General features: G+C 64.2%; 29 protein-coding genes and 1 tRNA gene. 13 read left to right on the top strand and 17 right to left on the bottom strand.

All coding sequences use genetic code 11. The features are described from left to right. Window positions 1-8: 8 nt before the first annotated feature. On the top strand, window positions 9-356 hold the full coding sequence (locus F4U95_RS05785) for a Rap1a/Tai family immunity protein (protein WP_150424929.1): 348 nt from the start codon (window positions 9-11) through the stop codon (window positions 354-356). Window positions 357-485: 129 nt separating this feature from the next. Continuing rightward, entirely contained in the window at window positions 486-1,856 is a 1,371-nt protein-coding gene (locus F4U95_RS05790; RefSeq protein WP_150424930.1) for a class II 3-deoxy-7-phosphoheptulonate synthase, read from the top strand. A gap of 177 nt (window positions 1,857-2,033) precedes the next feature. Here the strand turns inward: F4U95_RS05790 and F4U95_RS05795 are convergent, their stop codons facing one another. Together F4U95_RS05795 and F4U95_RS05800 are read right to left on the bottom strand one after the other, a co-directional pair. Further along, window positions 2,034-2,378 (bottom strand): DUF2322 family protein, encoded by a 345-nt coding sequence (locus F4U95_RS05795; protein ID WP_150424931.1) that lies wholly within the window; start codon window positions 2,376-2,378, stop codon window positions 2,034-2,036. A gap of 626 nt (window positions 2,379-3,004) precedes the next feature. Then, window positions 3,005-3,790 (bottom strand): TerC family protein, encoded by a 786-nt coding sequence (locus F4U95_RS05800; RefSeq protein WP_150424932.1) that lies wholly within the window; start codon window positions 3,788-3,790, stop codon window positions 3,005-3,007. A gap of 232 nt (window positions 3,791-4,022) precedes the next feature. Between F4U95_RS05800 and F4U95_RS05805 the strand changes: the two genes are divergently transcribed. Beyond that, complete coding sequence (locus tag F4U95_RS05805; RefSeq protein WP_150424933.1) at window positions 4,023-5,039, top strand: class 1 fructose-bisphosphatase; 1,017 nt, start codon at window positions 4,023-4,025, stop codon at window positions 5,037-5,039. A gap of 485 nt (window positions 5,040-5,524) precedes the next feature. Continuing rightward, the gene (locus F4U95_RS05810; protein WP_150424934.1) at window positions 5,525-7,378 is read left to right on the top strand and encodes an acyltransferase family protein; all 1,854 of its coding nucleotides are present in this window, start codon (window positions 5,525-5,527) and stop codon (window positions 7,376-7,378) included. 2 nt (window positions 7,379-7,380) lie between these two features. On the opposite strand, the gene F4U95_RS05815 is transcribed toward F4U95_RS05810, so the two are convergent. Then, entirely contained in the window at window positions 7,381-8,274 is an 894-nt protein-coding gene (locus F4U95_RS05815; protein WP_150424935.1) for an N-formylglutamate amidohydrolase, read from the bottom strand. 142 nt (window positions 8,275-8,416) lie between these two features. Here F4U95_RS05815 and cpdR point away from each other — a divergent pair, with 142 nt between their 5' ends. Continuing rightward, the gene (gene cpdR / locus F4U95_RS05820) at window positions 8,417-8,803 is read left to right on the top strand and encodes a cell cycle two-component system response regulator CpdR (RefSeq protein ID WP_120251886.1); all 387 of its coding nucleotides are present in this window, start codon (window positions 8,417-8,419) and stop codon (window positions 8,801-8,803) included. A gap of 23 nt (window positions 8,804-8,826) precedes the next feature. On the opposite strand, the gene F4U95_RS05825 is transcribed toward cpdR, so the two are convergent. Further along, on the bottom strand, window positions 8,827-10,158 hold the full coding sequence (locus F4U95_RS05825; protein WP_150424936.1) for a dicarboxylate/amino acid:cation symporter: 1,332 nt from the start codon (window positions 10,156-10,158) through the stop codon (window positions 8,827-8,829). Between the two features lie 129 nt (window positions 10,159-10,287). Here F4U95_RS05825 and F4U95_RS05830 point away from each other — a divergent pair. Further along, window positions 10,288-10,362 (top strand) — tRNA-Val (locus F4U95_RS05830). An 82-nt stretch (window positions 10,363-10,444) separates the two neighbouring features. Here F4U95_RS05830 and F4U95_RS24560 read toward each other — a convergent pair. Then, entirely contained in the window at window positions 10,445-10,582 is a 138-nt protein-coding gene (locus tag F4U95_RS24560; protein WP_161600373.1) for a hypothetical protein, read from the bottom strand. Window positions 10,583-10,690: 108 nt separating this feature from the next. On the opposite strand from F4U95_RS24560, the gene F4U95_RS05835 reads away from it, so the two are divergent. Continuing rightward, the gene (locus F4U95_RS05835) at window positions 10,691-11,356 is read left to right on the top strand and encodes a 5'-methylthioadenosine/S-adenosylhomocysteine nucleosidase (protein ID WP_150424937.1); all 666 of its coding nucleotides are present in this window, start codon (window positions 10,691-10,693) and stop codon (window positions 11,354-11,356) included. Here F4U95_RS05835 and F4U95_RS05840 read toward each other — a convergent pair. The 5 genes from F4U95_RS05840 to petA all read right to left on the bottom strand — a co-directional run bounded on the left by F4U95_RS05840 (window position 11,308) and on the right by petA (window position 15,844). Continuing rightward, entirely contained in the window at window positions 11,308-12,384 is a 1,077-nt protein-coding gene (locus F4U95_RS05840; RefSeq protein ID WP_150424938.1) for an endonuclease/exonuclease/phosphatase family protein, read from the bottom strand. The two genes, F4U95_RS05835 and F4U95_RS05840, sit on opposite strands and share 49 nt — an antisense overlap. 18 nt (window positions 12,385-12,402) lie before the next feature. Beyond that, window positions 12,403-12,939, bottom strand: coding sequence for an adenine phosphoribosyltransferase (locus tag F4U95_RS05845; protein ID WP_150424939.1), 537 nt, complete (start codon window positions 12,937-12,939; stop codon window positions 12,403-12,405). A gap of 168 nt (window positions 12,940-13,107) precedes the next feature. Beyond that, complete coding sequence (locus F4U95_RS05850) at window positions 13,108-13,959, bottom strand: cytochrome c1 (RefSeq protein ID WP_150424940.1); 852 nt, start codon at window positions 13,957-13,959, stop codon at window positions 13,108-13,110. 14 nt (window positions 13,960-13,973) lie between these two features. After that, window positions 13,974-15,266: a cytochrome b gene (locus tag F4U95_RS05855; protein ID WP_150424941.1), complete on the bottom strand. Its 1,293-nt coding sequence runs from the start codon at window positions 15,264-15,266 to the stop codon at window positions 13,974-13,976. A gap of 11 nt (window positions 15,267-15,277) precedes the next feature. Beyond that, window positions 15,278-15,844 carry a ubiquinol-cytochrome c reductase iron-sulfur subunit gene (petA, locus tag F4U95_RS05860; RefSeq protein ID WP_120251879.1) on the bottom strand — a complete coding sequence of 189 codons (567 nt, stop codon included), beginning with the start codon at window positions 15,842-15,844 and terminating at the stop codon, window positions 15,278-15,280. Window positions 15,845-16,038: 194 nt separating this feature from the next. On the opposite strand from petA, the gene F4U95_RS05865 reads away from it, so the two are divergent. From F4U95_RS05865 to F4U95_RS05875, 3 genes are read left to right on the top strand one after another with little or no spacing between them, the layout of a single operon-like run. Continuing rightward, entirely contained in the window at window positions 16,039-16,509 is a 471-nt protein-coding gene (locus F4U95_RS05865) for a tRNA (cytidine(34)-2'-O)-methyltransferase (protein ID WP_120251878.1), read from the top strand. Further along, window positions 16,506-17,396, top strand: coding sequence for an oxygen-dependent coproporphyrinogen oxidase (gene hemF / locus F4U95_RS05870; RefSeq protein ID WP_150424942.1), 891 nt, complete (start codon window positions 16,506-16,508; stop codon window positions 17,394-17,396). The genes F4U95_RS05865 and hemF overlap by 4 nt, the downstream gene beginning before the upstream one ends. Continuing rightward, window positions 17,396-17,986 carry a GNAT family N-acetyltransferase gene (locus F4U95_RS05875; RefSeq protein WP_150424943.1) on the top strand — a complete coding sequence of 197 codons (591 nt, stop codon included), beginning with the start codon at window positions 17,396-17,398 and terminating at the stop codon, window positions 17,984-17,986. Before hemF ends, F4U95_RS05875 begins: the two co-directional genes overlap by 1 nt. 4 nt (window positions 17,987-17,990) lie before the next feature. On the opposite strand, the gene F4U95_RS05880 is transcribed toward F4U95_RS05875, so the two are convergent. After that, a complete protein-coding gene (locus F4U95_RS05880; RefSeq protein WP_150424944.1) occupies window positions 17,991-18,806 on the bottom strand; it encodes a DUF7847 domain-containing protein in 816 nt (271 codons plus the stop codon). 80 nt (window positions 18,807-18,886) lie between these two features. Here F4U95_RS05880 and lipB point away from each other — a divergent pair, with 80 nt between their 5' ends. The 3 genes from lipB (at window position 18,887) to F4U95_RS05895 (ending at window position 20,727) form a co-directional block, all read left to right on the top strand. Further along, entirely contained in the window at window positions 18,887-19,600 is a 714-nt protein-coding gene (gene lipB, locus F4U95_RS05885; protein WP_150424945.1) for a lipoyl(octanoyl) transferase LipB, read from the top strand. A 59-nt stretch (window positions 19,601-19,659) separates the two neighbouring features. After that, entirely contained in the window at window positions 19,660-19,947 is a 288-nt protein-coding gene (locus F4U95_RS05890) for a hypothetical protein (protein WP_150424946.1), read from the top strand. Window positions 19,948-20,034: 87 nt separating this feature from the next. Beyond that, complete coding sequence (locus tag F4U95_RS05895; protein ID WP_150424947.1) at window positions 20,035-20,727, top strand: hypothetical protein; 693 nt, start codon at window positions 20,035-20,037, stop codon at window positions 20,725-20,727. 13 nt (window positions 20,728-20,740) lie between these two features. Here the strand turns inward: F4U95_RS05895 and queE are convergent, their stop codons facing one another. From queE to F4U95_RS05925, 6 genes are all read right to left on the bottom strand, one after another. After that, window positions 20,741-21,388, bottom strand: coding sequence for a 7-carboxy-7-deazaguanine synthase (queE, locus tag F4U95_RS05900; RefSeq protein WP_150424948.1), 648 nt, complete (start codon window positions 21,386-21,388; stop codon window positions 20,741-20,743). Window positions 21,389-21,401: 13 nt separating this feature from the next. Continuing rightward, a complete protein-coding gene (gene queC, locus F4U95_RS05905; RefSeq protein ID WP_120251872.1) occupies window positions 21,402-22,094 on the bottom strand; it encodes a 7-cyano-7-deazaguanine synthase QueC in 693 nt (230 codons plus the stop codon). Between the two features lie 60 nt (window positions 22,095-22,154). Then, complete coding sequence (locus tag F4U95_RS05910; protein ID WP_425505038.1) at window positions 22,155-22,580, bottom strand: DUF3617 domain-containing protein; 426 nt, start codon at window positions 22,578-22,580, stop codon at window positions 22,155-22,157. A 146-nt stretch (window positions 22,581-22,726) separates the two neighbouring features. Beyond that, window positions 22,727-23,632 (bottom strand): Hsp33 family molecular chaperone HslO, encoded by a 906-nt coding sequence (hslO, locus tag F4U95_RS05915; RefSeq protein WP_150424949.1) that lies wholly within the window; start codon window positions 23,630-23,632, stop codon window positions 22,727-22,729. A gap of 123 nt (window positions 23,633-23,755) precedes the next feature. Then, window positions 23,756-24,682, bottom strand: coding sequence for an ornithine carbamoyltransferase (argF, locus tag F4U95_RS05920; protein ID WP_150424950.1), 927 nt, complete (start codon window positions 24,680-24,682; stop codon window positions 23,756-23,758). Between the two features lie 101 nt (window positions 24,683-24,783). Continuing rightward, window positions 24,784-25,980, bottom strand: a complete 1,197-nt coding sequence (locus F4U95_RS05925) for an aspartate aminotransferase family protein (RefSeq protein WP_150424951.1) — start codon at window positions 25,978-25,980, stop codon at window positions 24,784-24,786. Window positions 25,981-26,038 lie beyond the last annotated feature (58 nt).

The following is a 26,038-nucleotide window of genomic DNA, read 5'->3' on the forward strand; positions in this document are numbered from 1 at the left end:
CTTGGCGCATGCGCCTCTTGCTCCTCCCCGTCGTCCTCGCGGCCACATCCCCCGCCCCGGTCGGGAGCCAAGCGTTCATGTTCGAAACCGGCACCACGCTGCTCGGCAAATGCCGCAACAAGGCGCCCGAATATGCGCTCGCCTGCACCGCCTATATCGTCGGTGTGGTGGATGGCATCCGCAAGGACATGTTCATCGGCCGCGCGCGCCCGGTCTGCTGGCCCGACCGGATGAGCGCGGACGATGCGCGCAAGACCGTCATCGCCTATCTCGAACGCTGGCCCGACCAGCGCAAGGCGCCGGCCTCGGTCCTCGTCAGCGTGGCCTTGAACGAGCGCTGGCCCTGCACGAAATAGAGTGAGCCGATCAGGGTGATCGCGACAATTCATTGCGCGCATCCATGGCCTAACTGGTACATTCTTGCCTTGCCTCCCGCTAAAGCGTAGGGGCGGCCCCTATTTTATCTAGTGCGAAGGAGACTCGACGTGGCGGCGAAGTGGACGCCGGAAAGCTGGCGGGAGCATAAGGGCATTCAGATGCCCTTTTACAGGGACGCAGAGGCGCTTGCCTCGGTAGAGGCCCAGCTTGGCCAGTTTCCGCCCCTCGTCTTTGCGGGCGAGGCACGGAATCTGAAGACGGACCTGGCAAAGGTCGTGACCGGCGACGCCTTCCTGTTGCAGGGCGGCGATTGCGCGGAAAGCTTTGCCGAATTCCATCCGAACAATATCCGCGACACGTTCCGCGTGCTGCTGCAGATGGCGGTGGTCCTGACCTTCGCGTCGAAGCTGCCGGTGGTGAAGGTCGGCCGCATGGCGGGCCAGTTCGCCAAGCCCCGCTCGGCCGATACCGAGACGATCGGCGGCGTGGAACTGCCCAGCTATCGCGGCGACAATGTCAACGACATCGCCTTCACGCCCGAAGCCCGCGAGCCGAACCCGCAGCGCATGGTGCAGGCGTACAACCAGTCGGCGGCAACGCTGAACCTGGTGCGCGCTTTCTCGACCGGCGGCTATGCGTCGCTGGATCGCGTCCATGGCTGGATGCTCGATTTCATGGGCCGCTCGCCCTGGGCCACGAAGTTCGAGGCGATGGCCGACCAGATCGGCCAGGCGCTCGACTTCATGCGCGCCTGCGGCCTGTCCGCGGACACGGTGCCCCAGCTTGGCGGCACCAGCTTCTACACCAGCCATGAAGCGTTGCTGCTGCCGTTCGAACAGGCGCTGACCCGTCAGGATTCGCTGACCGGCGACTGGTATGACACGTCGGCGCATATGCTGTGGATCGGCGACCGCACTCGCTTCGAAGGGTCGGCCCATGTCGAATATCTGCGCGGCATCGGCAACCCGATCGGCCTGAAATGCGGCCCCAGCCTGGAGCCGGACGCGTTGCTGCGCCTGCTCGATGTTTTGAACCCGAAACGAGAAGCCGGGCGCATCACGCTCATCACCCGCTATGGGCATGACAAGATCGAGGCGGGCCTGCCCAAGCTGGTGCGCGCGGTGTTGCGCGAAGGGCATCCGGTCATCTGGTCGTGCGACCCGATGCACGGCAACGTCATCAAGGCGGCCAATGGCTACAAGACGCGCCCGTTCGAGCGCATCCTGACCGAAGTGCGCGGCTTCTTCGCCGTGCATCGGGCCGAAGGCAGCATCGCCGGCGGCATCCATGCCGAAATGACCGGGCAGAATGTGACCGAATGCACCGGCGGCGCCATCGCCATCACCGACGAAGGTCTGGCCGATCGCTACCACACCCATTGCGACCCGCGTCTGAACGCGGCGCAGAGCCTGGAGCTGGCTTTCCTGCTGGCCGAAATGCTCAACGAAGAACTGAAGGAACGCCGCGCCGCGGCCTGACGCAAAAAGGGGCGGGATCGCATGATCCCGCCCTTTTTTTACCCTGCGTCCTTCATGAGTTTTGACGCCATGAAGCCGCCGAAAAAAACCCTTCCCCGGCGCAGGCCGGGGTCCAGTTCAGCGCGTGGACCTGGCCCCCGGCCTGCGCCGGGGAACGCTTAGGGTTACTACGCCCCGTCAGCCTTCCGCTGCCACCACCACGATATTCAGCGCAGCGCCGCCCTGCGCGATCGCGATCAGCCGATCGACATTGGGGTGCGCCCCCGGACGATTGCGGGCATCGGCCACATGCTCGGCGAACAACGCCAGCCCATGCTCTGCCGCCGCCGCGTCCAGCGCCCCGAACGCCTGCCCCAGATAATGATAGAGCGCCAGCGAACCCTGCTTGCCCGGCTGGTTCTCGATCGTGGCGACGATCGCGCCGTCCGCGTCGGTCAGGTCGACCCGCGCCAGCCCGTCGATCGACGGCAATTGCGCCAGATTATCCTTGAAAATTGCGCCCGGTTCGATGGTTGCCAGCATATGTCATGTTCCCGCATTGATAGATCGCGGCGCCTCTCGCATCTTATGGCGCCTGCTGCAATCGGCTGCCCTTGGGCGGAGGCAGGGATGGGTGATTAGGGGACTGGCAGCTTATCTTAGCCCTCTCCCGTTTTCACGGGAGAGGGTTGGGTGAGGGTCTTTCTTCTTGCTGGCAGGAAATGCTTGTCCAGAAAGAAGAAAGACCCTCACCGACATCGACTAGGCAGCAAGCTGCCAAGTCTCCGTTGCCTCTCCCGCAAAGGCGGGAGAGGGTAACAGGAGCGCCCACAAATCCAACACCCTTCCAATGTAGGATTTTATCTGATCCACCCTGATAAATGGATCACCGCCCCTATCAGCGCCCGCCCCCACCATCGCCGTCGCGCGCACGGCGCGCCTCTGTCGCATCAGCGCCGCGTGCGTGGCGCGTGGCTGTCCCCCGACTGTCGCGCAGGTGTCGCGCAACCGTCGCGTCACAGCGGCAAAAATGGCGCCCACCCGTGATCCACCTGTCGCATCAATGTCGCGCAGGGGACGCTTCGCGAGAGCCTCGCGAGCGCTTCGAACCGAAAAAAGCCGACAACGGTGTGAACTTCGCCCCTGTCGCGTCGCAGGCGCGTCGCGACCTACGCCCTGCCGGCCCGCTGCTTGGCCTTGCGCGCGAAGATGTTCAGCACCTCGACCAATGTGGAGAAAGCCATGGCCGCGTAGATATAGCCTTTGGGCACATGCACGCCGAAACCGTCGGCGATCAGCACCGCGCCGATCATCAGCAGGAAGCCCAGCGCCAGCATCACCACGGTCGGGTTGCGGGCGATGAAATTGGCCAGCGGATCGGCCGCGATCAGCATCACCGTCACCGCCACGATCACGGCGATATACATGACCGCCAGATTGTCCGTCATGCCCACCGCCGTCAGGATGGAATCGAGCGAGAAGATCATGTCCAGCACGATGATCTGCGCGATCGCCGCGCCGAAGGTCATGGTCGCCACGCCCTTCTTGTCCAGCACGCCGTCGGCCGGCGCCGGGTCGACGCTATGATGGATTTCCTTGGTCGCCTTCCAGATCAGGAACAGCCCGCCCGCGATCAGGATCAGGTCGCGCCAGGAAAAATCGGTTTCGAACGTCGGCGCGCCATGCTGGTCCAGCGGGCCGGAGAAACCCAGGTTGAAGACCGGCTGCGTCAGGCCGACGATCCATGCGATCATCGACAGCAGGATCAGCCGCATGATCAGCGCCAGGCCGATGCCGATCTTGCGCGCTTTGGGCCGCTGCGCCTCGGGCAATTTGTTCGTCAGGATGGAAATGAACACCAGATTGTCGATGCCCAGCACGACCTCCATCACCACCAGCGCGATCAGCGCGGCCAGGGCTGTGGGGTCGGTAAAGGCGGTGATCAGACTGTCCATGACGCTCCTCTTGGCCAACGCCCATATTGGGCCATTTGGCACGGTATCGCAACGATGGGACGGCCCGCCTGTTCCAACAGACATTGTTTGTCACATGACAGCGCTAACAAGCCACGGATGACATTGCCTGCCGCTGGACTAGGCCGCGCCGCTGCCCTAGCGAGACTGGCATTATTCTTTTCCGTCCGGCTTCACGGTCGCGACATTCCGTCCATCTGACGAAAGGCGTTTCATGGCTCGTACCACCCTGACCCGTTTCCTGATCGAGCAGCAACGCACGGCCAATGCCCTGCCCGGCGAGCTGCGCCTGCTGATCGAAACCGTCGCCCGCGCGTGCAAGACGATCAGCCATTCGGTGGGCAAGGGCGCACTGGGCGAAGTGCTGGGCAGCCTGGACAGCGAAAATGTGCAGGGCGAAGTGCAGAAGAAGCTGGACGTGATCGCCAACGAACTGCTGCTCGACGCCAATGAATGGGGCGGCCATCTGGCGGCGATGGCGTCGGAAGAGATGGAGACGATCTATCCCATCCCCAACCGCTATCCCAAGGGCGAATATCTGATGCTGTTCGATCCGATCGACGGGTCCAGCAATATCGACGTCGACCTGTCCGTGGGCACCATCTTTTCGGTGTTGAAGGCGCCCGACGGCTGCGCCGGCCGCGATGTGACCGAAGAGGATTTCCTGCAGGACGGTCGCCAGCAGGTCGCCGCCGGCTACGCCATCTACGGCCCGCAGACCATCCTGGTGCTGAGCGTCGGCACGGGCGTGTTCGAATTCACGCTGGACCGCGAAGTCGGCAGCTGGGTGCTGACCGATCCGGACATGAAGATGCCGCAGGGCAAATGCGAATTTGCGATCAACATGTCGAACCGTCGCCAATGGTCGCCGGCCATCGCCCGCTATGTCGAGGAACGCGTGTCCGGCACCGCCGGCCCATGCGGCAAGGATTACAACATGCGCTGGACCGCCTCCATGGTGGCGGACGTGCATCGCATCCTGAAGCGCGGCGGCATCTTCATGTATCCCTACGACCACCGCACGCCGGGCAAGGCCAAGCTGCGCCTGATGTATGAAGCCAATCCGATGAGCTACCTGATCGAACAGGCCGGCGGCGCGGCGACGGACGGCTTCATCCCGATCATGGACGTGCCTGCCAAGGGCCTGCACCAGCGGGTCGGCGTGGTGCTGGGCGACAGCGCGGAAGTGGCGGCGGTCGTCGCCTATGGCGCGGAAATGGCCGCGGCCTGATCTGGAGCGCCTGATCTGAAACGGAGGTGGCGAGAGGCATCGTCCCCTCCGTTCGTTTCAAGCGAAGGCGACACATGCTGGCCGAGAAATGCAGGCATAGCGTCGGAAAAGAAAAAAGGGGGGAGAGCATATCGCTCGATCCCCCCTGCTTCGGCTCGCCGTGCCGGTCTTAACCGGCGGCTCCTCTCCAGAAACTTGTTTTATGGCGCGCCAAACAGCGATGCCGCTCTAGCCCAGCGCGATGACAAAAAAAAGGCCGATCGCAAGACCGGCCCGAAAGTTTTTAGGAGAGGATGCCTGAAAGGCACAGTCTTTTTGCCTCGGCGACCGATTCCGCGCAAATGCGAAGGGCGGAACCATGGTTGCACGAAACGCAATCCATTGCCGTCCGGGGTGTCAGCCTGCATTCATTCCCGAGTCGCGACGCTAAGCAAATATCAGGGCTTGGCCGCTAAGCCGCTCCGATGCACGGCCCCGCCCCCCATATGACCAGCGCGATTCGCTATCGCCGCGACATTGACGGCCTGCGCGCGCTCGCCATCCTGCCGGTGCTGCTGTTCCACGCCCATGTGCCGGGTTTTTCGGGCGGCTATGTCGGGGTCGATATCTTCTTCGTCATTTCGGGCTATCTGATCACCGGCATCATCGCCCGCGAAGTGGATGAAGGGCGCTTCTCGCTCGTCCGTTTCTACGAACGCCGCTTCCGCCGGATCATGCCGGCCCTGTCGCTGATGATCCTGGCGGTGCTGGCGGCGGCGGCTTTTCTCTATCTGCCCGGCGATCTGGAAGGCGTACCGAAATCGGCGCTGGCCGCGACCCTGTTCGCATCCAACCTCTGGTTCTTCACCGACACCGGTTATTTTTCCGGCGGCGCGGATGTGAAACCCCTGCTCCACACCTGGTCGCTGGCGGTGGAGGAGCAATATTATATCGGCTTCCCGATCCTGCTGATGCTGCTCGCCCGCTTCGCGCCGCGCTGGCGCACGATGGTGGTGGCGGGGATCGCGGCGCTGTCACTGGCGATCGCCATCGCGATGCAGCGCGACACTAGCGGCTTCACTTTCTATCTGCTGCCGACCCGCGCGTGGGAATTGTTCGCCGGCGCGCTGTTGGCGCTGGGCGCCCTGCCGCCCCTGCGATCGCGCTGGTTGCGTGAACTGGTGGCGTGGATCGGCCTTGCTGCTGTCGCACTCGCTGTCATATTTTACGATCGCAACACCGTCTTTCCGGGCGTTACCGCCCTAGCGCCAGTGCTGGGCGCGGCGGCCCTGATCCATGCAGCGCCAGGTACCGCCATTGGGCGGCTGCTTGGCTGGGGGCCGATGGTGGGCGTGGGCCTTATCTCCTACTCGCTTTATCTGTGGCACTGGCCGCTGATCGTCTTCACCGAATATGCGACCGACCTGCCGTTGTCAGGCGGCACGCGAGTCATCGTGATCGGCGCGGCGCTGCTGGCGGGGACAGCGTCCTGGCGCTTCGTCGAGCGTCCCTTCCGCGACGCGCAGCGGATGCCGGCCCGCGCCATCTTCCGCTTCACTGGCGGCGCCATGGCGCTGCTCTGTCTGTTGTCGCTCGGCCTGGTGGCGATGGGCGGCTGGCCCTCCCGCTTCGCGCCGCAGGTGTTGGCGCAGATGGCGGGGCAGACGGATTTCGCCCCCTCACGCAAGCAGTGTCACGACAGCTATATGCGCGGCGCCCGGCCCTGCACCTTGGGCGCGAACGTGCCGCCCGATGCGATGCTGTGGGGCGACAGCCATGGCGTCGAACTCGCCTATGCCCTCTCGCTGGCAGCGCGCGCACAAGGGCGGTCGTTGATCGAGCGCACGACGTCGAGTTGCCCGCCCGTGCTGGGCTATGATGCGAAGGATCCGCGCTGCGCCGCCGCCAACCGCGCCGCCTTCGACGCGATCCGTGCCGATCGGGGCCTCAAGCGCATCTACCTCGCCGCCTTCTGGGCCAATGGCGATTTCGACGATCCAGGCTTCGTCGCCAAGCTGGACCGCACCATCGCCGCGATCCGTGCGGAAGGGCGAGAGGTCGTGCTGATCGGCCCGGTGCCACCTCAGCCCTTCGACGTACCGCGCCACCTCGCCCATCTGGCGCGGGCCGGGCATCTGGCGGAGGCGCATGGCGTCGATCGAACCTGGGTAGAGGCGCGGACCGTGCATCTGCGCGCCCTGTTCGCGCGATGGCAGGCGAAGGGCGTGCGGCTGATCGACCCGATCGCCGCGCTATGCGCCACCGGACGCTGCGCCATCGAACAAGCCGGACGGCCGCTCTATTTCGATTCGCACCATTTGAGCGTTGCGGGCGCGCAACTGGTCACGGACGCGCGATAAATCTATTCGGCGGCGAGCGCATAGTCGGAGCGCGGTAGCTCCGCCGCCAGCGCCTCGACCATGCGCGTGACCACCGCCTGCATCCGCGCGATGCCCGGCCCCGGCCGGTCCAGCGTCACGTCCAGATAGAGCGCCCGGTCGATCTCCACCTGCAACGCGTGGATGCCCTGTTCCGGCCGCCCATGGCGATCCACCATATGGTCGCCGGCATAGGGATGATTTTGCGCGACGATCAAACCATGGCCGGTCGCCACATCGGCCGCCAGCGTCATCAGCCGGGTCGATGCGCTGCGCCCGAACCGGTCGCCCAGCACCATGTTCGGGGCCGGCTGACCGGCGGCCGGCGGCGCCAGAGGCGGCATGGAATGAACGTCGATCAGGATGGCATGGCCATGCGCCTGCCGCGCCGCGGCCAGCATGTCGGCCAGCATCGCATGATAGGGCCGGTGCAGCGTCTCGATCCGCCGGCGCGCCTCTGCCCAGCGCATCGGGCCGCGCCACAATTCATGCGCGCCGGGCAGGCGGCGCGGAAACAGGCCAAGGCCACCGCGCAGCTTGGCACTGCTCTGCAACGTCGCATCGCGCGGCAGGTCCGCGATCATGCCGGGGTCGATTTCCCGCTCATGCCGGTTGAGGTCGATCAGGGCGCGTGGCGCGCGGGCGATGACGACGGAAAAGCCGCGCGCGATCAGCGGATGGGCGAGCAGGTCGACCCAGCGATCCTCCAGCCGGCGCAGGATTTCCGGCTGAACACGAGCGGCGGAGAGCAGATCCGCATCATAGGCGCGTCCGGCATGGGGCACGGACAGGATGATCGGCCGGTCGGGAAGGGCCGGGCCATAAAGGTCGAACGCTGTCTCGCTAAACGTCGGGAAACACGGCGCAGGCTGATCCAATGCGGCTCCTTTCACCGGCGCGCCAAAAAAGGTTACCCGGCTGGCAAATATTTAAACCTTGTCGCATATATGCGGACTTCGCGCCACCCTGTCGGATCGGCGCCAAGGGCCGAGGGACGGCCGAGTGGGAATGTTGGGGGCAATGGTTCGCATTTTATTGGCGGAAGATGACGAGAGCATGCGGGTCTATCTGGCCCGCGCGCTGGAACGGTCGGGTTATGAGGTCGTGTCGGTCGGGACTGGACGAGAAGCCGTGCCGCATATCGAATCGGATCGGTTCGATTTGTTGCTGACCGACATCGTAATGCCCGAAATGGACGGCATCGAACTGGCGCAGCATGCCGCGTCGGTCGCGCCGGACATGCGCATCATGTTCATCACCGGTTTTGCCGCCGTGACGTTGAAGGCCGGGAAGGCCGTGCCGCAGGCGAAAGTGCTGTCCAAGCCCTTCCACCTGCGCGATCTGGTGCTGGAGGTCGAACGGATGTTCGGCAGCGAGAGCGTGCCGGCGTCTACCGACAATCCTTGATCGCCATATGAACGGTGCCCGACTTAATCGGGCACCACTTCCTGCATATCGGGCGTGGGATCGAGCGGACGGCCGGCCATCGCAGCGTTGAACCGTTCGCGGTCCAGCCCCTTTTCCCACACCGACACCACCACCGTCGCCACGGCATTGCCGACGAAGTTGGTGAGCGCACGCACTTCACTCATAAAGCGATCGACGCCCAGGATCAGCGTCATCCCCGCGACCGGCACCGACGGCACGATCGACAGCGTCGCCGCCAGGGTGATGAAGCCCGCGCCGGTGACGCCCGCCGCGCCCTTTGACGAGATCATCGCCACCAGCAACAGCAAGATTTGCTGCTCCAGGCTGAGATGGACATTGCACGCCTGCGCGATGAACAGCGCCGCCAGCGTCATGTAGATATTGGTGCCGTCCAGGTTGAAGCTGTAGCCGGTCGGCACGACCAGCCCGACCACCGACTTGCGGCACCCCGCCCGCTCCATCTTCTCGATCAGGCTGGGAAGCGCCGCTTCCGATGAGGATGTACCCAGCACCAGCAGCAATTCCGCCTTCAGATAGCGGATCAGGTGCAGGATGTTGAAACCCACCGCCCAGGCGACAGTGCCCAACACGACCAGCACGAACAAGAGCGACGTCAGGTAGAAGGTCGCGACCAGCCCGGCGAGATTGGCGAGCGTGCCGACACCATATTCCGCGATAGTGAAGGCCATGGCACCAAAGGCTCCGATCGGCGCCGCCTTCATCAGGATCGATACCAGCTTGAACACGGCATGGCTGGCCGATTCGAGCACCGTCATCAGCGGCTGCGCCTTGTCGCCGATCAGGGTGAGCGCGATGCCGAACAAAATGGCGACGAACAGCACCTGAAGGATGTTGCCGTCCGCCACCGCCGACACCATGGTCGATGGGATGATGCTCATCAGGAAGCCGGTCAGCGTGCGCTCATGCGCCTGATGCGCATAGTCGGCGACCTTGCCGGCATCGAGCGTGGCGGGGTCGATGTTGAGGCCAGCGCCCGGCTGGATGAGATTGGCGACGATCAGACCCACGATCAGCGCCAGCGTGGAGAAGGTCAGAAAATAGGCAAATGCCTTGGCCGCGACGCGCCCGATCGCGCCCAATTCCTTCATGCCGGCAATGCCGGTGACGATGGTCAGGAAGATGACCGGGGCGATGACCATCTTCACCAGCTTGATGAAGGCTTCGCCCAGTGGTTTCAGCTGCTTGCCGGCGTCCGGCCAGACATGGCCGATCAACACACCCAGAGCGATCGCGGCCAGCACCTGAACATAAAGCTGACGGTAGAAAGGCAGCCGTGGCGTCGCCTGAACCGGCGAATTTGGCGATGGCAGCATGATGGTCGGCGTCCCCCTGTTTGCATGGCAGCATATGGGCGACCCCACCCCTGTCCAGAAGAATGTTGAGATTATGCAATTTCCTGCTTGCGCGATTCATCACCCCCCGTTATTGGCCCCCTCCACGGCGGGCGTGTAGCTCAGTGGTAGAGCACTGTGTTGACATCGCAGGGGTCGCAAGTTCAATCCTTGCCACGCCCACCATGACAAAGCCCGTCGCTTCATACGAAGCGGCGGGCTTTCTCTTTTTCCAGACTTGTCAGAACCGGATCGACAGGTGGCTACCTTAGCCCTTGCGCCGCTTGCGGCATGCCTCGCGCTTCGCCGACAGGGCGCGTTCGACCTTCGCCCAGGCGACGATATCGGCCGGGGTAATCGTCTCGTCATCAAAAGAACGGATGGGGAGGGACATCAGAACGGACATGAAGCGGGCCAACTCAGCAGACAGACACAGGCTCGACTATAGGTTGCGCGGATGTCACGGGAGTGTCCTGAACATTACAGACCGGCAATGCGCCGGATCGGAGCGGGAATGACGATAGCGTGCGAGATGATCGGTGGGCAGCGTGTGCTGTTCGTCATGGCAGTGGACGCCGAATATGGCCCGCATCTGCGCGCACGCTTCACGCCATTGCTGACCGGGGTCGGACCGATCGAGGCGGCGCTCGCCACCGGCATGGCGTTGCAGGAATTGCAGCGGCAACAGGCACGGCCCGATCTGGTCGTAAGTCTGGGGTCGGCCGGATCGCGCATTTGCCCGCTGGGCGAGATTTTCCAGATCGCCAGCGTGTCGTGGCGCGACATGGATGCATCACGCCTGGGCTTTACCAAGGGCGTGACGCCATTGAGCGAGCATCCGGTCGATGTGCCGCTGGTAACGCCGCTTGCCCTGCCCTCTGTTCGGCTATCGACCGGTGCCAATGTGGTGGGTGGCGAGGAATATGCCGCGATCGATGCGGATATGGTCGACATGGAGACATTCGCGGTGGCGCGGGCCTGCGAGCGCTTCCATGTGCCGCTCATGGGTCTGCGTGGCGTATCGGATGGGCCGGGCGAACTGGAGCATATCCATGGATGGATGGAATTGCTGGGCCTGATCGACGAGCGGCTGGCGCAGGTCGTGGATCTGCTGCCGGATGCGCTAAGCCGTCAGCAGCCGCCTGTCCTGGCGGCGCTGCGCGACCAGGATAGCATATAGGTCACCAGAAAGCCGTCATGGTCGGACAGTTCGGGACCGCTGGGCCCGCCGTCAAACATGGCCTCGACACGGATCGGGTGGACCGACACCGTATCGCCCGGCCAGAAAAATTGCAGATCCTGCGTATCCATCCACGGTTCGTCGCCGTCCCATGACATGCGCACGTCGCAACCCGATGCCGGATCGGCGCAGACGCGATGGACAAGGTTGAGCGACTGGTAACGGGAGAAATTCTCCCATCGATCTTCGGAATGGCGCATGTTGAAATCGCCGCCGAAGATCAGCGGATAAGCGTCCTCATGGCTGCGGTCGATGAAGGCGGAGGCTTCGAGCGACTGGCGATCATGGGCGGCAAGATTGCGGTGCGCCGGCGCGCGGGATGCGCCACGGCTGTTCATATGCGTGTCGTATATGTCGATCGGCGTCGGCACGCCGGGAATGGCGATGCGTGCCAGCATGATCCCCTTGTTCGCAAGGCAGTCGATCCCGGCGCAGGAGCGACGACCATAAGCATGCATATCGACATGGACGATCGGATAGCGTGAGGCGATGGCAAGGCCGCTGCCGGTGAAATGCAGGCCCAGCTCGCCGCGCTTGATGTGCGATCGGCCGGGGAGCGATTCCTTCGTCACGCCTTCCGCACGGGTGGTACGGCGCGGGCCGGTGACGATGGCGGGATAGCCGGTGGCGGCGATCGCCCGCTTGGCCGCGCCGCTGAACATTTCCTGGAACAGGACGATATCGGGCGCCCGCCCCTCCGTACGCAGGGCGGCCAGTCGTTCGCCGATGGCGCGCAAGGACGGCGCGCGGCCGGAGCGGGCGGGCCAACCCAGCCCCTCGATATTATAGGTGAGGACCGTCAGCGTGGTGGTCACCCGCTCCCGGTCCGGCGCGGCGAGGATGGGCGGGGCCGCCTCCGCGCAAGTCATAGCGCTGCGGGGAAGCGGCGTGGCGCAACCGGTCGCCAGCATGGCTAGGCCAAGTGCCGCGGTCCGCAGGCTCCAGATCCATCGCTGTCGCGCCGGCATCGCCCGCCCCTATCCGGCCTATTCGCCCTCGAAGACGATCAGCGCCTGCGATGCGACGCCGTCGGCCTCCAGTGCCGTCTTGCCGCCCAGATCGGGCAGGTCGACCGCGAACAGCGCCATGAGGACGCTCGCGCCCTGCTCGCGCAACAACTGCGCGGCGGCGAGCGCGGTGCCGCCGGTGGCGATCAGATCGTCGACCAGGATGACGCGGGCGCCCTGGGGCACCTGCCCTTCATGCAGTTCCAGCCGGTCGGTGCCATATTCCAGCACATAGTCGATGCCCACCACCTTGCCCGGCAGTTTGCCCTTCTTGCGCACCGGCACGAAGCCCTTGCCCAGCGCATGGGCCAATGCGGCGCCCAGGATGAAGCCCCGCGCCTCGATCCCGACGATCAGATCGACGTCCAGAGGGCGGGCGACATTCACCAGCCGATCGACCAGTTCGGCAAAGCCGGGACCGTCGGCCAGCAGCGTGGTCACGTCGCGGAACATGATACCCGGCTTGGGGAAATCGGGGATGGTGCGGATCAGGGCCGTCAGGCTGTCGATGCTCATGACGCCTCCATAGAGCGTTTTCGAGGCGGATGGAAACGCAGTTCGGCGAAGCCAATCATCCGCCGGTTAAGAAAACGCATCCATACAAATAGAGAATGGGCGCGGTCCCCTCAAGGAACCACGCCCATTCTTCATGAAATATGGCCTTTTGTCTCAGACCGCCAGATTTCAGACCGCGGCCTTTTTCTTGTCCGCCCAGATATTCTGGTAGGACATATAGGCCAGGCCCGTGGCGATCAGCAGGAAGATGATCGTCGCCAGACCCGCGCGATGGCGGTTTTCCAGCTTGGGTTCGGCGGTCCAGGTCAGGAAGGCCGAAACGTCCTGCGCCATCTGGTCCACGCTCGCCTTGGTACCGTCGCCATAGGTCACCTGACCTTCGGCCGACAGCGGGGGCGCCATGGCAAGGTTCAGGTTGGCGAAATAGGGGTTGTAATGTAGCCCCTCCGGCGTTTTGGCGTCCGGGAAATGCTTGAGCAGTTCGGCCGGCTGGTCCTGGAAGCCCGTCAGCAGCGAATAGACATAGGCGCTGCCATGATGGCGGGCCTTGGTCATCAGCGACAGGTCTGGCGGGATCGCATTGTTGTTCGCCGCCGCCGCCGCGACATTGTTCGCGAAGGGCTTGGGGAAGTGATCGGCCGGGACCGGATCGCGGGTCGATGCTTCGCCGGTGGCGGGGTCGACCGACGGGGTCTTGATCGCCCACTGCTTGGCGATCGCCTTCACTTCGGCCTCGTTATAGCCCAGCGCTTCCAGATCGCGGAAAGCCACGAACTTCAGGCTGTGGCAGGCCGAGCAGACTTCCTTGAACACCTGGAAGCCGCGCTGCAGCTGCGCCTTGTCATATTTGCCGAAGGGGCCGTCGAACGAGAAGGCGACATGCTTGGGGGCCAGGTGGAACTCATGCTCCACCGTGGCTGCCGGTGGTTCCGTGACGTAGGAATAACCACCCACGAGGAAGGATATGAACAGCCAACCTGAAAAGAAGAGGCCGACGGCGATTGCACCATAGCGTACCATGTTACCTCTACCCCTTATTCGGCCGGGACCGCGGCGGTTTCACCGTCGGTCTTGCCATATGTCGCCAGCACGGCCTCGGTGATCGAACCGGGCAGCGGCAGCGGCTTTTCAAAGCGCGCGATCAGCGGAAGGATGATCAGGAAATGGGCGAAATAATAAGCCGCCGCGATCTGCGAGATCATCACGAAGGGTTCTGCCGCAGGTGCGCCACCGCAATAGCCCAGCACCGCCACATCGCCGAGCAGGATCCACCAGAATTTCCGGAAGGTCGGGCGATAGCGACCCGAACGCACCGGCGACGTGTCCAGCCAGGGAAGGAAGAAGAGCAGCAGGATCGACGCGAACATCGCCAGCACGCCCAGCAGCTTTGCGGGAATGAAGAAGAAGTCCACGGTGAAGGCGCGCAGGATCGCGTAGAAGGGCCAGAAATACCATTCCGGCACGATATGCGCGGGCGTCGAAAGCGGGTTCGCCTCGATATAATTGTCCGGGTGGCCCAAGAAATTGGGTGCGAAGAACAGCAGGATCGAGAAGGCGATCAGGAAGACGCCAGCGCCGAAGCCGTCCTTGGCCGTGTAATAGGGATGGAAGGGCACGGTATCCTGCGGCCCCTTCACTTCCACGCCGGTCGGGTTGGAAGACCCCGGAATATGCAGCGCCCAGATGTGCAGGATGATGACACCCGCAATCACGAAGGGCAGCAGGAAGTGGAGCGAGAAGAAGCGGTTCAGCGAAGCGTTGCCGGGGGCAAAGCCACCCAGCAGCCAGGTCTGGATCGGTTCGCCCACGACCGGGATCGCGCCGAACAGGCCGGTGATGACCTTCGCGCCCCAATAGCTCATCTGGCCCCAGGGCAGGACATAGCCCATGAAGGCGGTCGCCATCATCAGCAGGAAGATGACGAGGCCGAGCAGCCACACCATTTCACGCGGCGCCTTGTAGCTACCGAAGTACAAGCCGCGGAAGATGTGGAGATAGACCACGATGAAGAAGAAGCTGGCGCCGTTGGCGTGGGCGTAGCGCATCAGCCAGCCTGCGTTCACGTCACGCATCGTCTGTTCGACGGTGCCGAAGGCGACCAGGTCATTGGCGCCATAATGCATCGCCATGATGACGCCGGTGACGATCTGGATGACGAGCGCCAGACCAGCCAGCACGCCGAAGTTCCAGAAATAATTGAGGTTGCGCGGCACGGGATAGCCGGCGCCGACCGCATTGTAGACGAGGCGCGGCAAAGGCAGCTTCTCGTCGACCCACTGCATCACGGGATGCTTGGGGGTATATTGTTCAGCCCATGGAAAGCTCATGATGGTCCCCCTCAACCCACAAGAATGGCGGTGTCGGAAGTGAAGCTATACTTCGGCACTTCCAGGTTCTTGGGGGCAGGCCCCTTACGGATGCGGGCGGCCGTGTCGTAGGACGAGCCGTGGCAGGGGCAGAAATAGCCGCCAAATTCGCCGCGATTCTCACCCTCGCCCGCGCCCAGCGGCACGCAGCCCAGATGGGTGCACACGCCCATCGTCACCAGCCACTGCTTCTTGCCGTCGACGGTCCGCTCCTCCAGCGTCTGCGGGTCGCGCAGCGTGGCGGGGTCCACCTTGTCGGCTTCGGCGATTTCCTTGGCTGTCAGCTGGCGCACGAAGAGCGGCTGGCTGCGGAACGTGGTCTTGATGGCCTGGCCCGGCTGGATCGCCGAGAGATCGACTTCGGTCGACGCGAGCGCCAGCACATCGGCGCTGGGGTTCATCTGGTCGATCAGCGGCAGGACGACGGCGACACCGCCGACCCCGGCGAAGCTGACCGCAGCGATGTTGATGAAATCCCGGCGGCGTACGCCATCTTCGCCGGATGGACCCGTACCGTCTGTTTGTTCAACGCTCGCCATGCACCTCTACCCTTGCAAGACTTCCCTGTCACACCGGAATGCCGTTACCGGCGCTGATTATCAAGGGCGTTGGGCACTCGACCAAGGGTCGACCCGCCTCCCCCCGGCGTGGTTCGATGGGCGTGATAACCGCACTGCGCCCGCTTTGCCAGTCGCAATATCACCTAGTCTATTGCAAATGCTCTTGATCGACTATGGCGCAACCCATGCGTATCGCCCTTTACCAACCGGAGATCGCCGGCAATGTCGGCGCCATATTGCGCCTGGCGGCCTGTTTTCAGGTGCCGGTCGACATCATCATGCCCACCGGATTCGCCTTTTCCGACGCCCGCCTGAAACGTGCGGCGATGGACTATGGGGAATCGGCCGACGTCACCCGCCATGCCAATTTCGCCGCCTTCGATGCGGATCGGCGCGCGCAGGGTCGCCGCCTGTTACTGATGAGCGCCCATGCCTCGCAGAAATTGCCGGAGGTACAGTTCCAGCCCGACGACGTGCTGCTGATGGGATCGGAAAGCGCCGGCGTGCCGACCGACGTGCGCGATCTGGCCGATATCCGCATCCGCATCCCGATGGCGCCCGGCTTTCGATCCTTGAACATCGCCGTTTCCACGGGCATCGCCGTCGCCGAAGCCCTTCGCCAGACCGGAAAGTTTCCCGAATGACCGCCAGCAATCCCGTGCCCACCGTGCCTTTCCCGCTCGATGCGCGGCAGCAGGCGGCGCGCAACTGGTTCGAATCGCTGCGGGACCGGATCTGCGCCGAGTTCGAAGCGATCGAGCGGGAAGCGGGCAGCGATGCGTGTTTCGACTTCACGGCCTGGGATCGTGAAGCCGAAGGACAGGCCCCCGGCGAGGGTGGCGGCGGCGTGCGCGGCGTGATGAAGGGCAAGGTGTTCGAAAAGGTCGGCGTCAACGTCTCGACCGTGGGCGGCGAATTTGCTCCCGGTTTTGCCCAGACCATCCATGGCGCAGGCGACAATCCCGCCTTCTTCGCCACCGGCATCAGCCTGGTCGCGCACATGGCCAATCCGCATGTGCCCGCCGTCCATATGAACACCCGCTATCTGGTGACGACCAAGAGCTGGTTCGGCGGCGGCGCGGATCTCAACCCGCCTTTGCCGCGCGAAGACGATACGGCGCATTTCCATGATGTGCTCAAAGCCGCCTGCGACGCCCATGATCCGGACCATTATCCGCGTTTCAAGGCATGGGCGGACGACTATTTCTTCATCCCCCACCGCAATGTGCATCGCGGCGTCGGCGGCATCTTCTACGATCATCTGGAATGTGCCGACGATGCCGCGTTCGACGCGAATTTCGCCTTCACCCGCGCTGTCGGCGACGCTTTCCTGAACGCCTTCCCGCCGATCGTGCGGCGACGCATGGATGAGGCGTGGAGCGAGGCGGATTATCGCACCATGCTGGAATGGCGCGGGCGCTATGCAGAATTCAACCTGGTGCATGATCGCGGCACGCTGTTCGGCCTCAAGACCGGCGGCAATATCGACGCGATCCTGATGAGCCTGCCGCCGATGGCGAGCTGGAGCTGATGCCCTTCATTCCGGTCGAGCCGGGCATGGTGGCGACGGTCGTCACGCATCTGGAGATGCTGGAACGCCCCCGCCCCGCCCCCATCCCGCCCGCGCCGCTGCGGCTGGTGCCGTGGAAACAGCCGGACCTGGGCGCCTATCGCACATTGTTCCGCCGGGTGGGCACGCCATGGCTGTGGTTTTCGCGGCTGGTGATGGCCGATTCGGATCTGGCGGCGATCCTGCATGACCCGGCGGTGGAGATTTATGCCGTCACCGATCCGCGGGGCACCGAGGTCGGCCTGCTGGAACTGGATTTCCGGTCGCTGCCCAATTGCGAGCTGAGTTTCTTCGGGCTGGTGCCGGAACTCAATGGCAAAGGGCTGGGTCGCTGGCTGATGGCACAGGCCAAATCGCTTGCCTGGCGCAAGGGCGTGGAGCGTTTCTGGGTCCATACCTGTACGCTCGACAGCCCGGCCGCGCTGGCTTTCTACGTCAGGTCGGGTTTCACGCCCTATGGACGCGAAATCGAAATCTTCGCCGATCCGCGACTGGCCGGCATACTCCCGCGCGAGGCGGCGCCGCATGTGCCGCTGCTGGACGTGCGATAGGCGTTCAGCTGAAAATGTCCGTCACATCCTGCGGCTGGGCCTGCCGATAGAGTCGCGCCAGCATCACCAGCATATAGACTTGGGCGATGCTGGACACCGCAGCGCCGGCCAGGCCACCGGCCAGACGCGCAGCATCTGCCCCGCCGGCGAGGCCCGCCAGCGAGCCGATGATCGCCTGCGCTGCCGATCCGGCGATGGTGGACAACAGCATGACGATGATCAGGAAGCCGAACAGGCGCCAGAAATAGCCCCGCGTCAGCGCCCATGCCTGCCGCAGCGAATCCATCACGCCCAGTCGCGTGTCGATCACCACCGGATTGAGCAGCACGAGCCGGATGCTGGCGAAGAAGACGATGCCCGCCAGACCGAAACCAAGCAGCAGGCCGGCCGCAGCGGCCAGTTGCTTCGACGCCAGTGAAGCGACCACGCCCACCAGCGCGGCGGCAATGAAGATGACGGCAACGGCGACGACCACGACCAGCGCCGTGCCGATCAGCACCGGCAGGCGCGCGAAGCTCAGGCGCAACGCCTCCCCCACGCTGATGCCGGGGCGCAACGCCAGCGCGAACAGGGTGAGCGAGCCGAACCAGATGAGGATGATGGTCAGCAGCATCGCCAACCCGAAGCCGGGCGGCATCGCCGGAATCGCGTCCGGCTTGGGCTGGGCGAACCAGGCCTGCAATTCGGGCGGCATCATTTCCTGCAGGATGAGGCCGGGCAGCGCGACGAACAGCAACGCCACCGGAAAGAGCAGGGTCGCTTCGCGCGCGACGAAGGCCACGGCCTCCTCCCACGCCTTGCCGATCGACATTGTCGCCATATCTATGCTGCCTGCCCTATCATGCTGGAAATGCGGCGCGAGACTTGATCGCTCGGCCCGCCCAAGTCAAGGAAGTGCCCATGTCCGATGTTCCTTCCGATACACCTACCCTGCCGTTTCCCGAATCCGTCGAATGGCGGGCCGATCCGGGGCTGGTCGATTATCCCACCGCGCTGACCGAGATGGAGGCGCGGACCACCGCCATATATGAAGGGGCGGCGCAGGAACGGGTGTGGCTGCTGGAACATCCGCCGCTCTATACCGCCGGGACCAGCGCCGATCCGGCCGAACTGCTCGACCCGCGCTTTCCGGTGCATGATGCCGGGCGTGGCGGGCGATATACCTATCATGGGCCGGGGCAGCGGATCGGCTATCTGAACATCGACCTGCGCGAACGGGGGAAGGATGTCCGCAACTTCGTGCACCATCTGGAAGGGTGGATGATCGCGGCCCTGGCCGACCTGGGCATCGCGGCACGTCGCGCGGAGGGGCGGATCGGCATCTGGACCGACGACCCGCAGGGGCGAGAGGCCAAGATCGGCGCATTAGGCATCCGCGTGCGGCGCTGGGTGACGCTCCACGGCTTTGCGATCAACGTCGATCCCGACCTGTCCCATTTCGGGGGCATCGTGCCGTGCGGCATCAGCGAATTTCCGGTGACCAGCATCGCGGCGCTCAATGGCAACGCGTCGATGGCGGCCCTCGATGTCGCGCTCAAGGCGCATTTTCCCGCCTTTCTGGGCAACCTCAAACGCTGCGGCGCGGGGGTTGAGGAATGTGACACAGGCCGTTAGGTTTGTGGCTTTCGCCGGGCGGGGGAATTGCCGGGCACCCATCATATAAGGAGATCCGGATGCGTTTTGGCGCGAAGACAGTCTTTACCCTGACCCTGATCGCGGCAACCCTGCCGCTGGCCGCCTGTGGCGGCAAGGAAGAGGGCGGCAACAAGGTGCAGATGAAGGATATGGAAGTCGTGGACGGCACCGCCACCGACGCCATGACCGATCTGGACGGCGTGCAGAGCGAAGGCACCGCCGTGGCGCTGCCCGACAACAACAGCGCGGGCAACAGCAGCGCCCCCGCCAAGCCCGCCCCGGAAAAGGCCCCGGCCGAAGAAGCGGAAGTCCTGTCGGATCAGTAGGGCTGGCGCGATCGTTCAGTATTGGTACAAGAGGCCCGATAGAATGAGGGCGCCGGTGTTGGCGTCCTTCCAGAGAGGCAAGAATTCATGATTTCGCGTTTCCCGTTGCGCCGCGCGCTCGCCGGTCTGACCCTGGCGATCGCGCCGATGATGGCGCAGCCGGCTTCGGCTCAATTCTTCTGGTCCCCGCCCGACATGAGCGCCCCGCCGCTGACCGATGCCGCCGCTGCCACCGCACTTGGCCTGCCCGGCGCCACGCCGACGGAGATCAAGGCTGGCCTGGCCTGGAATCTGCGCGCTGCGCTGAACGTCGCCGCGCTGCAATGCCAGTTCGAACCGACCCTGCTGTCGACCAGCAATTACAATGCCATGATCGCGCATCACGACGCGGAGCTGGACACGGCGCAGGCCGCTCTGCTGGGCTATTTCCAGCGCACCGTGGGCAAGGGCAAGCCGGGCCAGTCGGCGTCGGACATGTATAATACCCGCATCTATTCCGGCTATTCCACCGTGCAGGCGCAGAAGGGCTTTTGCCAGGCGACGGCGGAAGTGGGCCGGCAGGCCATCTTCGCCGATCGCGGCGCGCTCAACGAAGTCGGCCGCACGGGCCTGGCCTCCATCAAGAAGTCGCTCGTCGCGGCCGGCGAGCAATTTTATGGCACGCCGGGCTATGACTATGCCGTCGCCCTGCCGTCCTTCGATCCCAAATGCTGGAAGAAGGGCGTGCTGTTGCCGGTCTGTCATCAGGCCTGGAACGACAAGACCGGCGTAAAGCCCTGATCAACTGACGATATTAGCGCAGGCCCAGATATTTATGGGCCTGCACCGTCAGCCGCCATTGCGGCCGGTCCATGACTACAGCGATGGCGGCGCGGGCATTGTCGGCCGCATGGGGATCGTCCAGCGGCTGAAGCAGATGATGGTCGAACGCCCATCCCTCCATCACCGCGACATCGGCCAAGCTATGGCCGCCATCGGGCTGCGGCCAGACCAGCTTCAATTCATTGCCGGATCGCTGCACCACATCGCTGCCCGCCTTGGGACTGATACAGATCCAGTCGATGCCGGGGTGCGCGGCGATGGTGCCATTGCTCTCGATCGCGATCGTGAAGCCGCGGGCATGGAGCGCATCGACCAACGCATCATCGACTTGCAGCATCGGCTCTCCGCCGGTCAGGACGATATAGTGCCCGGCAACGCCCTCACCCCAGAAAGCCAGCGCCGCATCCGCCAGCGCATCGGCATCGGCGAACTTGCCGCCGCCAAGCCCATCGGTGCCCACGAAATCGGTGTCGCAGAATTTGCAGACGGCGTCGCGCCGATCCTGTTCGCGCCCACTCCACAGATTGCAGCCGGCAAAGCGCAAGAATACCGCGCGCCGGCCCGCCTGAACCCCTTCCCCTTGCAGGGTGAGGAACATTTCCTTGACCGCATATGTCATCGCCGTCCGCCTTTCAGGGCCGCGCGGCGTATATGGTGGGATCGGGCAGGCCCGCTTCCTCATAGCCCTTCGACCGCAGGCGGCAGCTGTCGCACAGGCCGCAATGCTTGTTGTCGGGCGTGGGGTCGTAGCAGGACCAGCTGAGGCCCGCGTCCAGCCCCAGTCGATCGGCTTCGCGGGCGATATCCGCCTTGCTCATATATTGCAGCGGCGTCTGGATGCGGATCGGATGGCCCTCCACCCCCGCCTTGGTCGCCAGCGTCGCCATCGTCTGGAACGCGTCGATGAACTCCGGGCGGCAATCGGGATAGCCCGAATAGTCGAGCGCGTTGACGCCGATGAAGATGTCGCTCGCGCCAGCCACTTCGGCCAGGCCCAGCGTCAGCGACAGAAAGATCGTGTTGCGCGCCGGCACATAGGTGACGGGAATCTCTTCCCCCACGCCGCTCTTGGGCACGGCGATGTCAGCGGTCAGCGCCGATCCGCCAAAGGCGGTCAGATCCAGCGGCAGGACGATATGGCGGATGGCATTGAGCGATTCGGCGATGCGCGCAGCGGCGCGCAATTCGACGCGATGACGTTGATTATAATCGATCGACAGCGCGAAGATGCGATAGCCGGCTTCACGCGCGAGTCCGCCCGCGACCATGGAGTCGAGCCCGCCAGAGAGCAGGACGACGGCGAATTTTCCTTCATTGGCAACCATAGGCCCCGCGCTACGCCTCGTTGCGCCGCAGTGCAAGTATGAGGCGGCTGGTGGCGCAGGTCATGAACAGGCGCCGATCCGCCGGCCTTCGGCCGCGAAGGCGAAGGGCGCGCCATCGGCCACGCCCTGCGAGCGGATCTGCACCAGCCGGGTCGTTTCGACGCGCAAATCGGTGCGGCCATTGCCAGCCGCCGCGCAATCATAGGTTACGGTGACGGCATGATCGCTGTCGCTGATCGTGAAGCTGCGGCACAATGTCCGGCCATGCTGGACCTGAAGCAATTGGCGCAGGTCGCTGACGCACAATTTACGCGTCTGCGCGCCTTCACCCCGGTCGCGCAATTCCCACTCGCCGGTTTCCAGCCCTTGCAACGCCTGGGGCGCTGGCACGGCTGCCGGTATAGCGCCGGCCCCGGCCGCCGATGCGGTCGCCGCCGCCATGGCCATCGCCAGCGCGCCGAGCGCGTACCATCCCGCCCTCATCATGATATCGCCCGATCCCGTTACCGACTTCACTGCCGTCCGGAGCAACAATCGCTCGCCTGACCCCATGCCGTCCAATTGCGGCATTTTCATAACGTAGGCGGCGGCGGCTGCCCCAATTGCGAATATCGGTAGCGAAACGATTATTTTCAATGGGCGACGAAACTGTCCAGCGCGAGCGGGAAGAGGCGCGAGCAGAAGGCGCAATCCACGCCGATAATGCCCTTTTCATCCGCCATCTCAGCCCGCTCGCTGGCCGGGAAACGACCGATCACGTCGCGAATATGGCCAAGGTCGCAGCGGCAACCCTTCGCCAGCGGCGCCGCTTCCGACACGCGCACTTCCTCTTCCTCATGGAACAGGCGCCACAATATGTCCGTCAGCGGGAGCGCGTCGTCGGTCAGCTCCTCTCCCTTGAGCGTCTGGGCCAGCGCCTGGACATGCTCCCATTCCGGATGATCGTGGCGCACATGCAGGCGTTCGCGTCCCACCTCTCCCTCCGGCAGATGCTGGAGCAGCAAGCCGGCCGCGATGCAGCCGGCGCCGGCATCATGCCGCGTGTCGATCTGGATGATGCTGGGGATCTGTTCGGACTGGAAGAAATAATGCTCGGCGGCCTGCGCCAACGACTGGCCCTCCAGCGGGACGATGCCCTGATAGCGCTCGCCACTGACGGACTGGTCGAAGGTGATGGCCAGATAGCCCTTGCCGAACAGGCCGAACAGCGTGGGATCTGCCCCCTGCTCCGCCAGGCGATCCGCGTCGAACTTCACATAACCGCGCAGGTCGCCATCCTTGTAATCGGCCACCAGCAGGCTGACGACGCCATTTTCGGTCTGCGCCTGCAACGTCAGCTGACCATTGGCCTGCTTGAGCGTGCTGCCGAGCAAGGCCGCCAGCACCAGCGCAGAGGCAAGCAACCGCTCGATCGCGGGCGGATAGGCATGGGCGGCAAGCACCTGGTCGAGCACCGGACCCAATCGCACGAGGCGGCCGCGCGCATGACGCGAAGGGATGGTGAAGCCAAGGGCCTGGTCGAGATGGGGACTGGTCACGCTATTTCCTTCCGATCCCCCCGCCCCGAAAGCCGCGAAGGCCCGCCCTTCGCTGTTCAGCGCAGGACAGGCCCCGACGATTTCGAGGGCGAACGGGAAATTTCGCCCGAATATAAGGTCCGCTTACAGCTTTCCAAGCGCCCAGAGCAGAACCGACTTCTGGGCATGGATGCGATTTTCCGCTTCATCCCAGATCAGCGACTGCGGGCCGTCGATCACCGCTTCTGTCACTTCCTCGCCGCGATGGGCGGGCAGGCAGTGCAGGAACTTGGCGTCGGCCTTGGCGCCTGCCATCAATTCCGGCGTCACCTGATAGGGCATCATCGCCGCCAGCTTGGCTTCGGCATGGGCCTGCCCCATGGAAATCCAGGTGTCGGTAACGACGACATCGGCGCCGCGCACCGCCTCGGTCGCATCGCGGGTGAGCGTGATGGTCGATCCAGCCGCCCGCGCCGCGTCGGCGAAGGAGGGGTCGGGATCATAGCCTTCGGGAATGCCCATGCGCACGTCGAACTTGAGCAGCCCGGCCGCCTCGACGATCGAATGGAGGACATTATTGCCATCGCCCAGCCATGCCCACTGGCTGCCGGGCAGCGCCACGCCATGTTCCACCACGGTCAGCAGATCGGCAACGATCTGGCACGGGTGCGACAGGTCGGTCAGGCCGTTGACGACCGGGACGCTGGCATATTCGGCCATTTCCTCGATCTTGGCATGATCGTCGGTGCGGATCATGATCGCGTCGCACATGCGGCTGAGCACGCGGGCCGTATCCGCGATGGTTTCGCCGCGACCGATCTGGCTGGTCGCCCCTTCCAGGATCAGCGACGTGCCGCCCAGTTGGCGGATCGCCATGTCGAAGCTGACGCGGGTACGCGTGCTGTTCTTTTCGAAGATCATCGCCAGTGTATGGCCGGCCAGCGGCGCGTCGGCGTCCACCCAGCCCTTGGGCTTGCCTTGCCGTGCGGCCTTCCGGTCGATGGCGTCGGCGATCATCGCAGCGATGGCGTCGCCGCCTGCATCGGCGAGATTCAGGAAATGCTTGGTCATATCATTACCCCCACAGCCGTTCGGGCTGAGCCTGTCGAAGCCCGCTTCTTCGTTTGAAGAGAACGGCCCTTCGACAAGCTCAGGGCGAACGGAGGTTGGTTTTAAGCCGCCTTGGCGTTCGCGAAGGTCCGCGCGCCGGCGGAAATCTTCTCGATACATTCGGCGATGTGGCTTTCCTCGATGACGAGGGGCGGCAGGATGCGCAGCACATTCTGGCCGGCCGACACGGCCAGCAGGCCATGATGGTCGCGCAGATGGGCAACGAAGGTTCGCGCATCATAGGCTTCCTTCATCTTGACGCCCAGCATCAGACCCATGCCACGCACATCCTCGAACATGTCGTCATGATTGGGGATGAGCTGCTCCAGCGCCGAACGCAGGCGTGCGCCCATGGCCGTCACCTTGTCCAGGAAACCGTCGGCCAGCACTTCTTCCAGCACGGTGATGCCGACCGCCATGGCGAGCGGGTTGCCGCCATAGGTCGACCCATGGGTGCCGAACACCATGCCCTTGGCCGCTTCCTCGGTGGCGAGGCAGGCGCCGAGCGGGAAGCCCGCGCCGATGCCCTTGGCCACGGCCATGACGTCCGGCGTGATGCCATATTGTTCATGGGCGAAGAAGGTGCCGGTCCGGGCATAGCCGCACTGCACTTCGTCCAGGATCAGCAGCAGGCCATGTTCGTCGCAGGCCTGGCGCAGGCCCTTGAGGAATGCCTGGGTCGCCGGGGTCACGCCGCCTTCGCCCTGCACCGGTTCCAGCAGGAAGCCGGCGGTGTTGTCGTCGATCGCCGCCAGCGCCGCGTCGAGATCGTTGAAGGGCACCACCTGGAAGCCGGGCAGCAGCGGTTCGAAACCATCGCGCATCTTGGGCTGGCTGGTGGCCGAAATGGTCCCCAGCGTGCGGCCGTGGAAGGCGTTGTCGAAGCTGATGATCTTGTGCCGATGCGCCTCGCCATTGGCGAAATGATAGCGACGTGCCGTCTTGATCGCGCACTCGACCGCTTCCGCACCCGAATTGGTGAAGAAGACGGTGTCGGCAAAGCTGTTATCGACCAGCTTCTGCGCGAACTGCTCCCCCAACGGCGAGCCGTAGAGATTGGAGATGTGCATCAGCGTCGCGGCCTGATCGGCGATGGTCTGCACCAGCCGGGGATGACCATGGCCAAGCAGATTGACCGCGATGCCGCTGGCGAAGTCGAGATAGCGCTCACCGCGCTCCCCGATCAGATAGCAGCCCTCGCCTCGCACCGGACGAACATCGCACCGGGGGTAAACGGGCATGAGCGGCGTAATCGACATGGGCCTTCCCTTTCTGGGTGATGCTGCGCGTCCTGTGCGCATTAGGTAGAACGCAAAA

Origin of the sequence: Sphingobium limneticum (assembly GCF_008710165.1) — a bacterium.
In the GTDB taxonomy this organism is placed as follows: domain Bacteria; phylum Pseudomonadota; class Alphaproteobacteria; order Sphingomonadales; family Sphingomonadaceae; genus Sphingobium; species Sphingobium limneticum.

Bases quoted from the DNA above. Each gene is read 5' to 3' on its own strand.
- F4U95_RS05835 (WP_150424937.1), top strand. From the start codon at position 10,691: ATGACGATAGCGTGCGAGATGATCGGTGGGCAGCGTGTGCTGTTCGTC.
- F4U95_RS05825 (WP_150424936.1), bottom strand. From the start codon at position 10,158: ATGCTGCCATCGCCAAATTCGCCGGTTCAGGCGACGCCACGGCTGCCT.
- queC (WP_120251872.1), bottom strand. From the start codon at position 22,094: ATGGTTGCCAATGAAGGAAAATTCGCCGTCGTCCTGCTCTCTGGCGGG.
- F4U95_RS05850 (WP_150424940.1), bottom strand. From the start codon at position 13,959: ATGGTACGCTATGGTGCAATCGCCGTCGGCCTCTTCTTTTCAGGTTGG.
- F4U95_RS05810 (WP_150424934.1), top strand. From the start codon at position 5,525: ATGACCAGCGCGATTCGCTATCGCCGCGACATTGACGGCCTGCGCGCG.
- F4U95_RS05845 (WP_150424939.1), bottom strand. From the start codon at position 12,939: ATGAGCATCGACAGCCTGACGGCCCTGATCCGCACCATCCCCGATTTC.
- F4U95_RS05805 (WP_150424933.1), top strand. From the start codon at position 4,023: ATGGCTCGTACCACCCTGACCCGTTTCCTGATCGAGCAGCAACGCACG.
- queE (WP_150424948.1), bottom strand. From the start codon at position 21,388: ATGACATATGCGGTCAAGGAAATGTTCCTCACCCTGCAAGGGGAAGGG.
- F4U95_RS05785 (WP_150424929.1), top strand. From the start codon at position 9: ATGCGCCTCTTGCTCCTCCCCGTCGTCCTCGCGGCCACATCCCCCGCC.
- hemF (WP_150424942.1), top strand. From the start codon at position 16,506: ATGACCGCCAGCAATCCCGTGCCCACCGTGCCTTTCCCGCTCGATGCG.
- F4U95_RS05890 (WP_150424946.1), top strand. From the start codon at position 19,660: ATGCGTTTTGGCGCGAAGACAGTCTTTACCCTGACCCTGATCGCGGCA.
- F4U95_RS05910 (WP_425505038.1), bottom strand. From the start codon at position 22,580: ATGATGAGGGCGGGATGGTACGCGCTCGGCGCGCTGGCGATGGCCATG.
- argF (WP_150424950.1), bottom strand. From the start codon at position 24,682: ATGACCAAGCATTTCCTGAATCTCGCCGATGCAGGCGGCGACGCCATC.
- F4U95_RS05840 (WP_150424938.1), bottom strand. From the start codon at position 12,384: ATGCCGGCGCGACAGCGATGGATCTGGAGCCTGCGGACCGCGGCACTT.
- cpdR (WP_120251886.1), top strand. From the start codon at position 8,417: ATGGTTCGCATTTTATTGGCGGAAGATGACGAGAGCATGCGGGTCTAT.
- petA (WP_120251879.1), bottom strand. From the start codon at position 15,844: ATGGCGAGCGTTGAACAAACAGACGGTACGGGTCCATCCGGCGAAGAT.
- F4U95_RS05925 (WP_150424951.1), bottom strand. From the start codon at position 25,980: ATGTCGATTACGCCGCTCATGCCCGTTTACCCCCGGTGCGATGTTCGT.
- F4U95_RS05865 (WP_120251878.1), top strand. From the start codon at position 16,039: ATGGCGCAACCCATGCGTATCGCCCTTTACCAACCGGAGATCGCCGGC.
- F4U95_RS05855 (WP_150424941.1), bottom strand. From the start codon at position 15,266: ATGAGCTTTCCATGGGCTGAACAATATACCCCCAAGCATCCCGTGATG.
- lipB (WP_150424945.1), top strand. From the start codon at position 18,887: ATGTCCGATGTTCCTTCCGATACACCTACCCTGCCGTTTCCCGAATCC.
- F4U95_RS05875 (WP_150424943.1), top strand. From the start codon at position 17,396: ATGCCCTTCATTCCGGTCGAGCCGGGCATGGTGGCGACGGTCGTCACG.
- F4U95_RS05895 (WP_150424947.1), top strand. From the start codon at position 20,035: ATGATTTCGCGTTTCCCGTTGCGCCGCGCGCTCGCCGGTCTGACCCTG.
- F4U95_RS05880 (WP_150424944.1), bottom strand. From the start codon at position 18,806: ATGGCGACAATGTCGATCGGCAAGGCGTGGGAGGAGGCCGTGGCCTTC.
- F4U95_RS05800 (WP_150424932.1), bottom strand. From the start codon at position 3,790: ATGGACAGTCTGATCACCGCCTTTACCGACCCCACAGCCCTGGCCGCG.
- F4U95_RS24560 (WP_161600373.1), bottom strand. From the start codon at position 10,582: ATGTCCGTTCTGATGTCCCTCCCCATCCGTTCTTTTGATGACGAGACG.
- F4U95_RS05795 (WP_150424931.1), bottom strand. From the start codon at position 2,378: ATGCTGGCAACCATCGAACCGGGCGCAATTTTCAAGGATAATCTGGCG.